The sequence below is a fragment of the Anaeromassilibacillus sp. SJQ-1 genome (assembly GCF_046693725.1).
GTDB lineage: Bacteria > Bacillota > Clostridia > Oscillospirales > Acutalibacteraceae > Anaeromassilibacillus.
Window position 1 is genome coordinate 127,217 of record NZ_JBKEIV010000010.1, and the last position, 12,790, is coordinate 140,006.

A 12,790-nucleotide genomic window follows, 5' to 3' on the forward strand; every position below is an offset into this window, starting at 1 on the left:
TCAATATCCTTTAAGAATGCGCCTGGAACTGTGCCGCCTGTGTCAAGAAGTCCTGTGCCTCCGGCGCATCGCTTTCCACGACAATGTTGATCGGTTTGGAAAGATCCAGACTGAACACTCCCATAATGGACTTTGCATCAATCTTATATTTTTCCGTTGTCATCTGGATAGGAAACGGGTATTTGTTGGTTAGGGAAACAAAATTCTTGACTTCTTCGATGCTGGTCAGCATCACTTGTATCTGCTTCATTGCAAAAACCTCCATTCTTTTATTCTCTATTTTTCCATCATATCGCACACATACCGATCGGTCAATACAAAATTTGTAAATTTTTAGGAGCGATAAAATGAAAGTAAGCGTCATCACCCTGGGATGTAAAGTAAATCAATATGAATCGCAGGCTATGTTGGAGCAGCTGGCCAGCGCTGGCTTTACTGCATGCGACAGCACAGTAGAAAGCGATGTTGTGCTCATCAACTCTTGTACAGTCACTTCGACGAGCGATCACAAGGTTCGCCAAACGCTACACCGCACTCGGCGCGGAAATCCCAACGCAGTGATCGTACTGACTGGCTGTATGCCGCAGGCTTTTCCAGAGCTAGCTGCGCAACTGACCGATGCGGACGTTGTTCTTGGGAATTCCAACCGCCATGCACTGGTTCCAGATATTCTACAATATCTCTCTTCGCGTCAGCGCATTGTGGATATTGTTCCGCATGAAAACACCGCAACCTTTGAAAAAATGCAGGTCGAGCATTTCTTTGAACGTACCCGTGCATTTATTAAAATCGAAGACGGATGCAATCGTTTTTGCTCCTATTGTATTATTCCTTATGCTCGTGGCCGAGTACGTTCCAAACCCTTGGAAGAACTGCGTGAAGAGGTTGCCCAAATCGCTGCCAACGGATACCGGGAGATTGTTTTAACCGGCATCAATCTTTCCGCTTACGGACAGGAATTGGGATTGCATCTCTGCGATGCTGTAGAAACTGCATGCGGGCCGGATGGAATTGCACGGGTACGCCTTGGTTCCCTTGAACCGGAGCAACTCAGTGCGGACGTAATCGCCCGCCTGGCCAAACAGAAAAAACTTTGCCCACAGTTTCATCTCTCCCTACAAAGCGGCTGTGATGCCACCCTTCGACGCATGAATCGCCACTACACCACAGCGGAATATCGAACGATCGTGCAAAATTTGCGAACAGCTTTTCCCGATTGTTCCATTACAACGGACATTATGGTTGGTTTTCCCGGGGAAACGGAGGAAGAATTTTCCCAGTCCCTGGCCTTTGCAAGGGAAATCGGTTTTGCAAAGGCGCATGTATTCGCCTACTCGCGGCGTCCCGGCACAAGGGCCAACGATGCGCCCCATCAAATCACGCAACGAGTTAAGGAAGAACGCAGCCGGCAAATGATTGCTGTCACCCAGCAAACGAAAGAAGCCTTTTTCGAGAAGCAGTTGGGATGCATCGCACCCGTGCTTTTCGAACAGGAGACCGCTGTGAACGTCTACGATGGTTACACCGCCAACTATACTCCAGTCAGGGTTTCCAGCGCAAAAGATCTTCGAGGCCAAATTCTCCCCGTCCGGTTGACCGAAGCCGATCGGGACTGTTGTTATGGAAAGCTTACTGAGGGGATTTAACCGGCGAATTGTTTCATGACATTTTCAACCTCTTCTTTGGTCTGATCGTGATTCAAATATTCCCAGCTATAGAACATAAATCCATCGCACTCCACTTGGCGCCCTAGAGAAACCTGCTGTGCCAGGATATTGTCCGCTTTTTTCCATGTCCCTTCGTCCGCATCTGAACCAGCTTTATACACTGCCAATCCAAAATACAATTTTACATTGGAAGCGGTTGTCATCTCGCGCCATTGCTCTGCGGCTACATCGTACGGAAGTACGGGATTCTCAAAATTGACATAAAGTTGCGGACAGATATAATCCACATACCCGCGCACCGAACACCAGGCTTCTACGTCCGCGCCCATTTTCAGATCATTTGAAACATTGGCCTGCGGTGAGATTCCAAACTGTACGTCCGGATTTACTCCCTTGATTTCACTATATGTAAGGGATACCATTGCATTCACATTTGCCCGACGCCATTCCAACAGAGACAGGGGTTTTCCGCCAGTGGAGACGGATTCCACATAAGCATTATACGCTGCTTCATCAAATGCTGGGTCCTCTGAGGGATAGAAGTAGTCATCAAACTGAATGCCATCGACATCGTAATGTTCTACAATCTCCTTTGCACCATCTGCCACCAGTTTTCGGACTTCTGGATAAGCAGGGTTGTAATATTTACCCCGATGCCGTTTGAACTGTCCAGCCTGCTTTACTGGAATCCCCTTGCCAAACATTGTAGTTGTTGTTCTCAGCTAACGTCGAAGGAGTGTCTCCGCCGGACTGAATACGCATCGGGTTGAGCCACGCGTGGAATTCCATCTCGGCCTTGTGTGTAGCTTCCACCATGTATTCCAATGGATCATAACCGGGGTCCCTCCCCTGGGTGCCGCCTGACAATATGTGACCATGGATAATATTGCGATGGATACAAGGCGTCTCCAAATGGACGCACATGGACAACCAGTGCATTCATTCCACACTGTTTTGCTTCTTCTACAATGGCATCAAATTTTTTTTGAAAGGCTTGGGCGCTTTTGTCCACCTCTTTGCTCATATCCAAGCTCATATAAGGAACCCATACTGCACGCATTTCATCTTTTGAGGCGGGCTCTACTGGGATTTCTGATGAAGAGGAAGTCTCTTGAAGGTCTGAAACATGACTTGATTGCCCCATAGGGGATTGTGCTGGAACATCCTCCTTTTTGCCAAAAAAGTTGACCGCCATGCAAAGAGCTACAACCCCTGCCAAAAGTCCAATGCACACCAGTAGGCTATGGCGGTGAAAGAGCTTGATTACCATCGATTGTTCATCCTTTCTCTTTTAAAGGTTCGGATGCACAACTTGCCGGATTGTGTAGTCCTCATCATTAAAGGCAGGAATAAAAATCAGAGGCGCATCCGAAAGGGGTCTACCGCTTCCGATTTCCATTGTACCCCAAAGCGTTTGACAGAAACGCGCAAATCATGTAGGATACAGCTATAGCATTTTGCGCGGTGAAAAAGAGGTGTGGCGGATGTTTTTTATTTTTGGTGTTGTCAGCGGTTTGCGCGATCTGGGTATTCGGTGTTGTACACTTCCCTGCTGTGGAACTGTATCGGGCTATTCTCACCTGTAGTTTCCATCAGTTCACACTTTTTTTCATCCCGCTGTTTCGATTTCGAAGGCGATATTTTTTGACCTGTCCCTATTGTGGCTCCATCTATGAGCTTTCGAAGGAGGAAGGGCGGCGCCTAGAGCGGGAACCACATGCCCAGGCAGATCCTACTACACTTCGTTTTGTGCGGCAAAATGGGCGACATTGTTGTCCGTACTGTGGATGCAATGTGGAGTGGAACAGCCGGTACTGCCCCCAGTGTGGCACTTTTTTAGGAGGAAAGCCATGAGATATGGTTTTATATACTATTTGGTTTTCATCAATTTGATTGCTATCATTTTGACAATCCGCGACAAACACGCTGCCCAACAGCATCGTTGGCGTGTCCCAGAAGCCGACGCTTTTGTGGGTATCCATCCTCGGCGGTTCCCTGGGAATGTATACAACCATGCGTTTGATCCATCATAAGACGCAACACCGCAAATTCATGTGGGGAATTCCGGCGATCTTTGTGGGGCAATTGGTAATATTTTTTCTAGTCATTCGATATGTCCCTTTTTATTGAAGTGAACGTCTTTGTAGCAGAAATCATGAACAATCCTCTTTATAATTGATAATTGCCAAAATAGAGCCATTGGACGCCGATGTTCTTTCGACGTCCAATGGCTCATTTTATCTTATCGATTCGCTTGATTAACAGTACAATCGCGGTGCCCAATAAAACCACCGCTTTCATTGAGATCACCAATGGGAATATTATGCACCATAAAAAGTATGAAGGATTTCCGGCGCTATACTTTGTGCCTTATATGTTGACAACCAATTCTGATACTCCGGGTTTTCCCATACAGTCCCGTCATCAAAGGTGATTTGCTTCATACACGCTAGCACATAAGCTACTTCATGGGATCCGTCCGACTGGTTCCATCCATCCCATAAAGACCAGCCACCATTCAAATCTTCTTTTTCACCCGGTAGTAATGGTTTTTCCGCTTCTGTAATGATCCATTCATATGATTCGTCACTTTGAGATGTAAATCCAGTAACCTTGTTTCCATCTGTCAATGCAATTTGTTGCCAAATAAGTTCTAATGGATTTCCGTCTTTGTCATATGCAAGACAGGCCATTTCGTAATCGGTTATTGTCTTATCTGAATTGTTGGTAATGATCCAGTGGAGATAAGGCCATCTACCGTCCGGATCGTCGTCCTCATAATACCGCATTTCCATTTCCTCAATGATTGCTGGGTTTTTCGCTACTTCTAAAGGAGTTGTCTGAGTCTGTGTTCCGGTAATGTTGTTGGCACTAGGGGTACCGACATCAGTCGGTATTTGTTGCACAGAATTAGGCGCCGATGATGTATATGAGCCTACACAAACGGCACCAAAAAGCAAACAGACTGCCAATAACACAGAAACCATAACCAATTTGTGCGACTGTTTTTTATATGTCATGATCGCTTTTAATCTTTCTTTGATTCGTTTTGCATCATCGCTCAACAGAAGGGAGACTGTTGTATGGGACGGCATTTTGTCAATCTTGATTGCGTTAAGCAACATATCTCCGTAATCAAACCTACTTTTTTTGTCTAGACACTTAATAACCGCTTCGTCGCAAGATAACTCGCAGTTGCGGTTAATCTCACGACTGACCCAATATACAACAGGGTTAAACCAATGGATACAAAGTGCAATCTGTACAAGCCATTTATACACAATATCCAACCGTTTATAATGGGTTAGCTCATGTTGCATAACAAGTCTTATATCCGTGTCTTTTAGGCTTGTGTCTGGCAGAATAACCATCGGCTGAACGATTCCGACAATCATAGGAGCGGGCACCCGTTCATTTTTTGCGAGGCTTGGTGCGTGTTTGATACCCATTATTTTGCAAGTTTCGCGATACATATTGAGCAAGTGAATATCATCAATTAAACCCGAACTATTTTTGATAAAACGTGTCTGACGATAATAACGGACCAACTTCCGGATCAACAGTAAAATGGCAGGAACGAGCCACGCAAGCCACCACCATCCTAACAGTGTTTCTTTCCTATCTTCCTGAGCAGTTACCATGGAAACAGACTCATTATTTGTTTGCTCTTGTGGTGTTTCGTCCGGCAACCGTAAAAAATGAACCGTATCTGAAGCAGACGTAGGGACATCGGTTGTTGTTATATGGCTTTCAAACTGATTAAAAATCATTCTCATTAGGCTAAATTCTGGCCCAAATGGAAGCAAAAGCCGAATAATTACAATCAAAAAAATATAATACTGCCATATTTTACTCAAACGATCTTTAATAATTGGCCTTAGCAAAAGTAAGAGTAATGCTATTAAAGAGCCGGATATGGAAAGGGAAAGGATTATTAAAAATATCTCATTCATCTATCTCCCTACCTTTCTGCCAAAACCTATATAAGTCCTCCAAATCTTCCGGGGTAACTTCCTTATAACTAACGAGGGCAGATAACAAGCCCTTTGCGTCACCATCAAAGACTTTTTCGAGCAGCGCCATAGTCTTAGATTTTACATAATCGGCTTCTGAAACAAGTGTAGAATAGTAATATACCTCACGCTTTTCCTGCTTCAAAACTTTTTTCTGAACCAGACGTTTTAGTAATGTCTGGATACTCTGATTTCCTATATCAAACTTCACGCTCAACGCAGAGCGGATTTCAGCGTATGTGGTAGGTCCCCCCTTGTTCCAAACCACTTTCATAATTTCCGCCTCCGTATCTGAGATTTTATCAACCCTTGTCTCCAAAATTTTCACCTCCAATAAGACAGATGTATTATTAATTATATAATACATCTGTCTTATACGCTTGTCAACGTCTTTCTCGTACGTTTTTTCTTTCGCTAACCGGTAAACTGGACAAGCGTTATACGCTCACGGTTTTGAAAACCTGCCCTAACCCATTCCTTCCGGGCAAAAATATTTGGAAGTGCACGAAATGAGCTGATATGAGTCAGTATCTTGCTCGTACGCAAAAACGCCGCCTATCGTCTCCAATGGCAGCGTTTTTAACGTAAGTTGGCACCTGTGTTTTCAGCTATTTTATTCTTTTGTCAAGCTCCTTTATACATCCCACAATACAAAACGACTCTGTATGGAATGCTCCACACAGAGTCGCAATTATTCTAAATCGTCCAATTAGCCCTTCGCTACAATGTTGACCAGCTTGCCCGGCACATAGATTTCCTTGACGATATTTTTCCCGGCAATCTCAGCCGCCACCTTCTCGTCTGCCTTGACCGCTGCAAACACATCGTCCTTTGCCAAATCCGCGGCAATACGCAAACGCGCACGCACCTTGCCATTGATCTGCACTGCAATCTCGACCGTATCCTCCGTACATTTCGCTTCGTCATAGGCTGGCCATTCCTGCTCGCAAACCATACCGCCAAAATTCATGGCATTCCAGACTTCTTCGGTTACATGCGGTGCGAAAGGATTCAATAACAACGTAAAGATACGCAGCTCCTCGCGGGTGATGGAACTCTCTGCCGCAATGTCGTTGAGCAAACTCATCAACGCCGCAATTGCGGTGTTAAACTTCAGGTTTTCAATGTCCTCGCTGACTTTCTTGATCGTACGATGGAAAGGCGTTTCCATCTTCGCCCGAATTCCCTCTCCATCACAGACAACGCCCTGCAAGTTCCAATAGCGCTCGATAAAGCGGCGGCATCCTTTGATACTGGACGTGCTCCACGGAGCTGCTTTTTCAAAGTCACCGATAAACATCTCATAGAGACGCATCGTATCCGCGCCATATTCATTTACAATATCGTCCGGATTGACTACATTGCCACGGCTCTTACTCATTTTCTCTCCGTTTTCCCCGAGAATCATCCCGTGGCTGGTGCGCTTGGCATACGGTTCCGGCGTCGGGACTACCTTGATGTCGTAGAGGAACTTGTGCCAGAAACGGCTGTACAGCAGGTGCAAAGTCGTATGTTCCATTCCGCCGTTGTACCAGTCAACCGGGGACCAGTACCGGAGTGCCTCTGGGCTGGCCAATGCCTGGTCGTTATGCGGGTCCATATACCGTAAGAAATACCAGGAAGACCCCGCCCACTGCGGCATTGTGTCCGTCTCGCGTTTGGCCGGGCCGCCGCAATGCGGGCAGGTTGTGTTCACCCAGTCCGTCATATGGGCCAGCGGGGATTCGCCGTTGTCCGTCGGCTCATAGGATTTTACGTCCGGCAGGCGCAGCGGAAGCTCGCTCTCCGGCAGCGGTACATAGCCGCACTTCTCGCAATATACAATCGGGATGGGCTCGCCCCAATAGCGCTGGCGGGAGAATACCCAGTCGCGCAGCTTGAAGTTGACCTTTGCATGGCCAATACCCTTTTCCTCCAAAAAAGCAATGATCTTTTTCTTGGCCTCTTCGACGGTCAGTCCGTCCAGAATGCCGGAATTGACCATGATACCGGTGGCGCAGTCTGTGAAGGCTTCCTTTTCCACGTCGCCGCCCTTGACCACCTCGATGATCGGCAGGCCAAATTTCTTGGCAAAATCCCAGTCGCGGGTATCGTGTCCCGGTACGGCCATGATCGCGCCCGTGCCGTAAGAGACAAGTACATAGTCGGAGATAAAGATCGGGATCTCCTTTTCATTGACCGGATTGATCGCCATGACGCCATCCAGACGTACGCCCGTCTTCTCCTTGGCGACTTCGGTTCGCTCAAAGTCAGACTTTTTAGCAGCCTCCGCCTGATAAGCGCGGACCTCTTCCATATTTTGAATCCGATCCGCCCATTTCTCAATCAGCGGATGTTCCGGAGAAATCACCATATAAGTTGCCCCGTAAAGCGTATCCGGGCGTGTCGTGTAGATGGTCAGTCTATCACCAGCCGTGGTGGAAAAGTCCACCTCTGCGCCTGTAGAGCGCCCAATCCAATTGCGCTGCTGTGCCTTGACGCGCTCCGGATAGTCGACGAGTTCCAGGTCGTCGATCAAACGCTGTGCATACTCTGTGATTTTCAACATCCACTGGGATTTTACCTTGTGCACCACTTCGCTGCCACAGCGCTCGCAGACGCCCTCAACCACCTCTTCGTTGGCCAATACACATTTGCAGGAGGTACACCAGTTGACGGACATTTCCTTTTTATAGGCCAATCCATGCTTGAAAAGCTGGAGAAAAATCCACTGTGTCCACTTGTAATAATCCGGGTCCGTCGTATTGATCTCGCGGGACCAGTCAAACGAAATTCCGAGCGACTGAAGCTGCTGCTTAAACCGCGCAATGTTCTTTTCCGTTACAATAGCCGGATGAACGTGATTCTTAATCGCATAATTCTCCGTCGGCAGGCCAAACGCATCCCAGCCGATCGGATACAGAACATTGTAGCCCTGCAAGCGACGCTTGCGCGACACAATATCCAACGCGGTATAAGAACGCGGATGTCCCACATGAAGTCCTTGCCCGGACGGATATGGGAATTCGATCAACGCATAATACTTGGGTTTATGTGTATCCGTATTGGAAGCGTGGAAAACTCCCGCCTCTTCCCATTTGTCCTGCCACTTCTTCTCAATTGGCTTATGGTCGTATTTGTTCATGATCTGTTTCGCTCCCAAAATTTATTCTTCATTTGCCTTCAGGATCTCCTGAATATCTACGATTTCGCCGTCCTGCCACAAACGATCCAAATCGTAGAACGCACGGGATTCCTCTGTAAAGACATGGACGATCACATTGCCGTAATCCAACAGAATCCAGGAATTGGAACGATAGCCCTCTGTGTGCTCGGTCGAAACCCCATATTGCTCTTTCAACTGAAATTCCACTTCATCTGCCAGCGCCTTTACGTGGGTGCTACTTGTACCAGTGGCAATCACGAAGTAGTCTGCCAAAACCGAAATATCCCGAATTCCAATCAGCTTGAGATCCATTCCCTTTTTCTTGTCCAGTATCTGAACGGCCGCCTTGGCCAATTCCAATGATGTCATATCCTTCTCCCCTTTAATCGGCGTTAAATAGCCCGGGCTTCCAGCACTGCCTCGTTGTAAGCAGCGATGGTATCCGGATGAATTGCTAAACGGCGTTCCGTCAAGTCCTGGATGGTATAAGTCATGCCGGACAGCATGGCCTCCAGCAAACTCTTTCGGGCCGCTTTGCGAATGTCCTCCACGCCGGGATAGTCCCGGTCAGAAGAGGTAAAATCAGCCACAAACAGTACCTTTTCTAACAACGTCATATGGGCGCGGCCAGTGGTATGATACCGAATGGCGTTTAAAATCTCCGGGTCGTCGATGTGCAGCTCATTCTCCACATAGGCTGCTCCCAGCATGGCATGCCAAAGCTTCTGGCCGCTGCGCTCGACCTCGGTCAGTATGATGTCGTACCGTGTCATACGCTTGAGCTGTTCTTCTGGGTCCATATCTTTCATGATGTCGTGCAGAATTCCCGCTGTATAGGCTTTCTCCTCATCCGCCCCATATTTTTTTGCCAAGTGTACCGCTTCTTCTGCAACTGCCAAAGAATGGCGATAACGCTTTTCACTTAAAAACGGTTTGATGACCGCTTTATAATCCTTATGGCTCATTTTACCGCTTCCTTTTCGATTCAGTTTCGCTGGTACAGGCCGTTTTCCTGGATATAATGTGCTACCCTCGGTGGGACCAGCGCATCAATCGATCGCCCCTGACGCACCGCATCGCGGACCATCGTCGAGGAAACCGGCAAATAATCGATATTCTGCAAAATCACCCTCGCTCCATGCGCAGCAAGCCGCTTTGCATATGCATGAAGCTTATCCACTCCATCTGTACTGCGCGGTGCCGCACAGATAGTCGCCAATGAATAGATCAACTCCGGCTGATACCATTGCTCCAATGTGAGAAACATATCCTCCCCTGTGATAAAATAGAGCTCTGTCCCAGGGTTATTCTGTTTTAACTCCGCGAGCGTATCCGCTGTATAGCTCGGCCCACCACGACGGATTTCTAAGTCGCTCACCTCATAGGATGTCCCTAAACAGGCCAAACGGCACATTTCCAGTCGATCCTCAGCCGGCGCTAAATCGGATATCTGCTTATGCGGAGGCACAAAGGTCGGAATAAACAGCAGCCGCTGCACATGCAATTGCTTTTCAAATTGCTGTGCAATATGCAGGTGGCCGTTGTGAATAGGGTTAAAGGTACCGCCAAATATCGCAATCCGGTTCATGCTGCTCTATTCCTCACTATTTTATTACTTTTTTGCCGGTTTGGGAAGAGTGATTTTCGGTTCCTTTTCATTTTTACGGTACAAAACAAACTTTGAGCCAATCACCTGTACCACGTCGGCGTGTACCTCTGCGGCAATCTCTTCTGCTGCTTCGCGCGAAGACACAGGAGCCGTTTCAAGTACTTTCCCTTTGATGAGTTCTCTTGCTGTCAGGGCATCATCCGCCTGCTTAGTCAGCTCCGGGCTCATCCCTGACTTGCCTACCATTACAATCGTATCGATGTCCACTGCCAACGAGCGGAGATAAGCGCGCTGTTTACTGGTCAACATATCGGGTTCTCCTTTTTCCTTTTATACAATCTTTTCGTAACAACGAGAAATCTGCGGGCCATTGTTCCCCTGATGTAAATCTGTTTTTCCCGCTACCCTATATCCGTTCTGTTCATATAACTGTACGCCGGGGATATTCCGCTCATATACGTCCAACCGGATGCTGTGTTTTCCATGCTCACGCGCATACTGTTCCGCAAATCGCAGCAGCTGCCCGGAGACTCCCTTGCGCAAATGAGCCGGATGTACGGCCAAGGTGTGCACCACCAATACTTCATTGGGCGCAATCCCTTCTTGCCAACAAATGTCCTGATACCCATCGGGCTGTACACCATTGAGAATACAGGTTCCTAAAACGGCTTCCCCATCGGTGCAGATATAAAGCTCACCATTTTTTAGGCCTTCTTCCGCCGTCCACCGCGCAGGATATTCTCCACGTTTCCAGCCGGGATAGTTGTATGTCGATTCCAAATAATTGCAAATCGCATCGTATAGTTCTGCCACATGTTCCAGGTCTTCCTGTGTGGCCTTGTGGATGGAATATTCAAATGCCATGGTGCGTCTCCAATCGTACAGCTAGTTCCCGCAGCGCCTTTCCACGGTGACTGACCGCATCCTTTTCCGCTGGTGTCAACTCCGCATATGTTTTCTCCCCCACAAGGAAAATCGGATCATAGCCAAAACCGTCCGTACCGCGCGGCGCAAAAGCCACGCTCCCCTCGCAGGTTCCCTCTACATCGATCCGTTTTCCATCCGGATAAACCACGCAGATAGCACTGACAAATCGCGCTGTTCGCTGTCCGGCGGGAATCCCTTCCAACTCCCCCAGCAACTTCTCCATTCGCTGTGCATCCGTAGCATCCGGTCCGGCATAGCGTGCGGAGTACACTCCCGGCGCTCCATGCAGGGCGTCTACCTCTAGCCCGGAATCATCCGCCACGGCTGGAAGGCCGGTCTGGTCACAGGCTGCCTTTGCCTTCAAAAATGCATTTTCTGCAAAAGTCTCGCCGGTTTCCTCCACATCCTGCAAATCGGCTGTTGTCACCTCAATATGCAGGGGTTCCAAAATTCGCTGCAACTCCAACAATTTGTTGGGATTGTGCGTCGCCATTACATATTTCACAAGCCGCCCCTCCTTATCGTGTAAACAAAGCTTCTGAAAACGCTCTTGCATCAAATGGCTGCAAATCATCCACCTGCTCGCCCACACCGATAAACTTCACCGGCAACTTGAGCTCCTCACGAATGGCCAATACAACACCGCCGCGCGCGGTACCGTCCAGCTTGGTCAGCACAATCCCGGTGAGGTTGGCGACGTTTTGGAATTCTCGCGCCTGGTTGACGGCATTCTGGCCGGTTGTTGCATCCAAAACCAATAAAACTTCCTTGTCCGCATCGGGCAACTCACGGTCGATAATGCGGTTGATTTTTGCCAATTCATCCATCAAATTTTTCTTATTGTGCAGACGCCCTGCTGTATCACAAATCACCACATCCGTACCACGGGCCTTGGCCGCTGCAATTGCATCATACACCACGGACGCCGGGTCCGAACCCTCCGGATGCTTCACAATGTCGCTGCCACTGCGATCTGCCCAGACCTCCAATTGCTCAATTGCCGCTGCACGGAAGGTGTCCGCAGCTGCCAAGAGAACGTGTTTTCGTTCTTGGCGCAGGCGAGAAGCAATCTTTCCAATTGTGGTGGTTTTTCCCACGCCGTTTACGCCAATTACCAAAATCACCGAAGGTTTTGTGTGGACATGCAGCTCCTCATCTCCGGCAATCATCTCTGCCACCGTCGTCCGCAGCATCTCAAAAATTTGCGTTGGATCGGTAATCCTCTGTTCCTTGACGCGCTTCTTGACCTCATCACAGATACGTTCCGCTGTTGGAACGCCCGTGTCGGCCATGACAAGCAACTCTTCCAGCTGTTCAAAGAGAGATTCATCGATTTCTGTATAAGAGCCAAGCATCGTATCCAAAGATGCGCTAAAGCTTTCCCTGGTCTTTTTTAAGCCTTCTTTAATTTTTGAAAATAAACCCATGA

Annotated in this window: 18 protein-coding genes; 4 read left to right on the forward strand and 14 right to left on the reverse strand. The window is 48.1% G+C overall.

All coding sequences use genetic code 11. The features are described from left to right. Positions 1-10: 10 nt before the first annotated feature. The gene (locus ACGCCZ_RS03600) at positions 11-250 is read right to left on the reverse strand and encodes an HPr family phosphocarrier protein (RefSeq protein WP_054323653.1); all 240 of its coding nucleotides are present in this window, start codon (positions 248-250) and stop codon (positions 11-13) included. A 97-nt stretch (positions 251-347) separates the two neighbouring features. Here ACGCCZ_RS03600 and mtaB point away from each other — a divergent pair, with 97 nt between their 5' ends. Next, a complete protein-coding gene (gene mtaB, locus ACGCCZ_RS03605) occupies positions 348-1,646 on the forward strand; it encodes a tRNA (N(6)-L-threonylcarbamoyladenosine(37)-C(2))-methylthiotransferase MtaB (RefSeq protein ID WP_054323654.1) in 1,299 nt (432 codons plus the stop codon). On the opposite strand, the gene ACGCCZ_RS03610 is transcribed toward mtaB, so the two are convergent. From ACGCCZ_RS03610 to ACGCCZ_RS03620, 3 genes are read right to left on the reverse strand one after another with little or no spacing between them, the layout of a single operon-like run. Then, positions 1,643-2,371 carry a glycoside hydrolase family 10 protein gene (locus ACGCCZ_RS03610; protein WP_411655303.1) on the reverse strand — a complete coding sequence of 243 codons (729 nt, stop codon included), beginning with the start codon at positions 2,369-2,371 and terminating at the stop codon, positions 1,643-1,645. The genes mtaB and ACGCCZ_RS03610 overlap by 4 nt on opposite strands. After that, positions 2,313-2,606, reverse strand: a complete 294-nt coding sequence (locus ACGCCZ_RS03615; protein ID WP_411655304.1) for a family 10 glycosylhydrolase — start codon at positions 2,604-2,606, stop codon at positions 2,313-2,315. Before ACGCCZ_RS03615 ends, ACGCCZ_RS03610 begins: the two co-directional genes overlap by 59 nt. Beyond that, complete coding sequence (locus ACGCCZ_RS03620) at positions 2,497-2,937, reverse strand: hypothetical protein (protein ID WP_411655348.1); 441 nt, start codon at positions 2,935-2,937, stop codon at positions 2,497-2,499. Before ACGCCZ_RS03620 ends, ACGCCZ_RS03615 begins: the two co-directional genes overlap by 110 nt. 284 nt (positions 2,938-3,221) lie before the next feature. Here ACGCCZ_RS03620 and ACGCCZ_RS03625 point away from each other — a divergent pair, with 284 nt between their 5' ends. Genes ACGCCZ_RS03625 through ACGCCZ_RS03635 form a run of 3 tightly spaced genes read left to right on the forward strand, consistent with a single transcriptional unit; the run spans position 3,222 to position 3,797 of the window. After that, entirely contained in the window at positions 3,222-3,521 is a 300-nt protein-coding gene (locus tag ACGCCZ_RS03625) for a zinc-ribbon domain-containing protein (RefSeq protein WP_411655342.1), read from the forward strand. Next, complete coding sequence (locus ACGCCZ_RS03630; protein WP_411655305.1) at positions 3,518-3,700, forward strand: DUF1294 domain-containing protein; 183 nt, start codon at positions 3,518-3,520, stop codon at positions 3,698-3,700. Before ACGCCZ_RS03625 ends, ACGCCZ_RS03630 begins: the two co-directional genes overlap by 4 nt. Next, entirely contained in the window at positions 3,669-3,797 is a 129-nt protein-coding gene (locus ACGCCZ_RS03635; protein ID WP_411655306.1) for a hypothetical protein, read from the forward strand. The genes ACGCCZ_RS03630 and ACGCCZ_RS03635 overlap by 32 nt, the downstream gene beginning before the upstream one ends. Before the next feature lie 191 nt (positions 3,798-3,988). Here ACGCCZ_RS03635 and ACGCCZ_RS03640 read toward each other — a convergent pair whose 3' ends face one another. The 10 genes from ACGCCZ_RS03640 to ftsY form a co-directional block, all read right to left on the reverse strand. Next, positions 3,989-5,620 carry a M56 family metallopeptidase gene (locus ACGCCZ_RS03640; protein ID WP_411655307.1) on the reverse strand — a complete coding sequence of 544 codons (1,632 nt, stop codon included), beginning with the start codon at positions 5,618-5,620 and terminating at the stop codon, positions 3,989-3,991. Continuing rightward, positions 5,613-5,999: a BlaI/MecI/CopY family transcriptional regulator gene (locus ACGCCZ_RS03645; RefSeq protein ID WP_054323660.1), complete on the reverse strand. Its 387-nt coding sequence runs from the start codon at positions 5,997-5,999 to the stop codon at positions 5,613-5,615. The genes ACGCCZ_RS03640 and ACGCCZ_RS03645 overlap by 8 nt, the downstream gene beginning before the upstream one ends. A gap of 390 nt (positions 6,000-6,389) precedes the next feature. Further along, entirely contained in the window at positions 6,390-8,804 is a 2,415-nt protein-coding gene (gene leuS, locus ACGCCZ_RS03650; protein WP_054323719.1) for a leucine--tRNA ligase, read from the reverse strand. 21 nt (positions 8,805-8,825) lie between these two features. Next, the gene (gene rsfS / locus ACGCCZ_RS03655) at positions 8,826-9,194 is read right to left on the reverse strand and encodes a ribosome silencing factor (protein WP_054323661.1); all 369 of its coding nucleotides are present in this window, start codon (positions 9,192-9,194) and stop codon (positions 8,826-8,828) included. A 23-nt stretch (positions 9,195-9,217) separates the two neighbouring features. Further along, on the reverse strand, positions 9,218-9,790 hold the full coding sequence (gene yqeK, locus ACGCCZ_RS03660) for a bis(5'-nucleosyl)-tetraphosphatase (symmetrical) YqeK (protein ID WP_085531919.1): 573 nt from the start codon (positions 9,788-9,790) through the stop codon (positions 9,218-9,220). Positions 9,791-9,810: 20 nt separating this feature from the next. Beyond that, positions 9,811-10,413 (reverse strand): nicotinate (nicotinamide) nucleotide adenylyltransferase, encoded by a 603-nt coding sequence (gene nadD, locus ACGCCZ_RS03665; protein WP_054323662.1) that lies wholly within the window; start codon positions 10,411-10,413, stop codon positions 9,811-9,813. A gap of 24 nt (positions 10,414-10,437) precedes the next feature. After that, on the reverse strand, positions 10,438-10,743 hold the full coding sequence (locus ACGCCZ_RS03670) for a YhbY family RNA-binding protein (RefSeq protein WP_054323663.1): 306 nt from the start codon (positions 10,741-10,743) through the stop codon (positions 10,438-10,440). Positions 10,744-10,764: 21 nt separating this feature from the next. Continuing rightward, positions 10,765-11,298, reverse strand: a complete 534-nt coding sequence (locus ACGCCZ_RS03675) for a GNAT family N-acetyltransferase (protein WP_054323664.1) — start codon at positions 11,296-11,298, stop codon at positions 10,765-10,767. Further along, entirely contained in the window at positions 11,288-11,866 is a 579-nt protein-coding gene (gene rdgB, locus ACGCCZ_RS03680; RefSeq protein WP_085531915.1) for an RdgB/HAM1 family non-canonical purine NTP pyrophosphatase, read from the reverse strand. The genes ACGCCZ_RS03675 and rdgB overlap by 11 nt, the downstream gene beginning before the upstream one ends. A gap of 13 nt (positions 11,867-11,879) precedes the next feature. After that, positions 11,880-12,788: a signal recognition particle-docking protein FtsY gene (gene ftsY / locus ACGCCZ_RS03685; protein ID WP_085531913.1), complete on the reverse strand. Its 909-nt coding sequence runs from the start codon at positions 12,786-12,788 to the stop codon at positions 11,880-11,882. Positions 12,789-12,790 lie beyond the last annotated feature (2 nt).

Excerpts from the sequence above, each read along its gene's own strand:
- yqeK (WP_085531919.1), bottom strand. The coding sequence starts at position 9,790 with ATGAGCCATAAGGATTATAAAGCGGTCATCAAACCGTTTTTAAGTGAA.
- ACGCCZ_RS03635 (WP_411655306.1), top strand. The coding sequence starts at position 3,669 with ATGTATACAACCATGCGTTTGATCCATCATAAGACGCAACACCGCAAA.
- leuS (WP_054323719.1), bottom strand. The coding sequence starts at position 8,804 with ATGAACAAATACGACCATAAGCCAATTGAGAAGAAGTGGCAGGACAAA.
- ACGCCZ_RS03640 (WP_411655307.1), bottom strand. The coding sequence starts at position 5,620 with ATGAATGAGATATTTTTAATAATCCTTTCCCTTTCCATATCCGGCTCT.
- rsfS (WP_054323661.1), bottom strand. The coding sequence starts at position 9,194 with ATGACATCATTGGAATTGGCCAAGGCGGCCGTTCAGATACTGGACAAG.
- ACGCCZ_RS03670 (WP_054323663.1), bottom strand. The coding sequence starts at position 10,743 with ATGTTGACCAGTAAACAGCGCGCTTATCTCCGCTCGTTGGCAGTGGAC.
- mtaB (WP_054323654.1), top strand. The coding sequence starts at position 348 with ATGAAAGTAAGCGTCATCACCCTGGGATGTAAAGTAAATCAATATGAA.
- ACGCCZ_RS03675 (WP_054323664.1), bottom strand. The coding sequence starts at position 11,298 with ATGGCATTTGAATATTCCATCCACAAGGCCACACAGGAAGACCTGGAA.
- ACGCCZ_RS03610 (WP_411655303.1), bottom strand. The coding sequence starts at position 2,371 with ATGTTTGGCAAGGGGATTCCAGTAAAGCAGGCTGGACAGTTCAAACGG.
- ACGCCZ_RS03630 (WP_411655305.1), top strand. The coding sequence starts at position 3,518 with ATGAGATATGGTTTTATATACTATTTGGTTTTCATCAATTTGATTGCT.
- ACGCCZ_RS03615 (WP_411655304.1), bottom strand. The coding sequence starts at position 2,606 with ATGCACTGGTTGTCCATGTGCGTCCATTTGGAGACGCCTTGTATCCAT.
- ACGCCZ_RS03620 (WP_411655348.1), bottom strand. The coding sequence starts at position 2,937 with ATGGTAATCAAGCTCTTTCACCGCCATAGCCTACTGGTGTGCATTGGA.
- ACGCCZ_RS03600 (WP_054323653.1), bottom strand. The coding sequence starts at position 250 with ATGAAGCAGATACAAGTGATGCTGACCAGCATCGAAGAAGTCAAGAAT.
- ftsY (WP_085531913.1), bottom strand. The coding sequence starts at position 12,788 with ATGGGTTTATTTTCAAAAATTAAAGAAGGCTTAAAAAAGACCAGGGAA.
- nadD (WP_054323662.1), bottom strand. The coding sequence starts at position 10,413 with ATGAACCGGATTGCGATATTTGGCGGTACCTTTAACCCTATTCACAAC.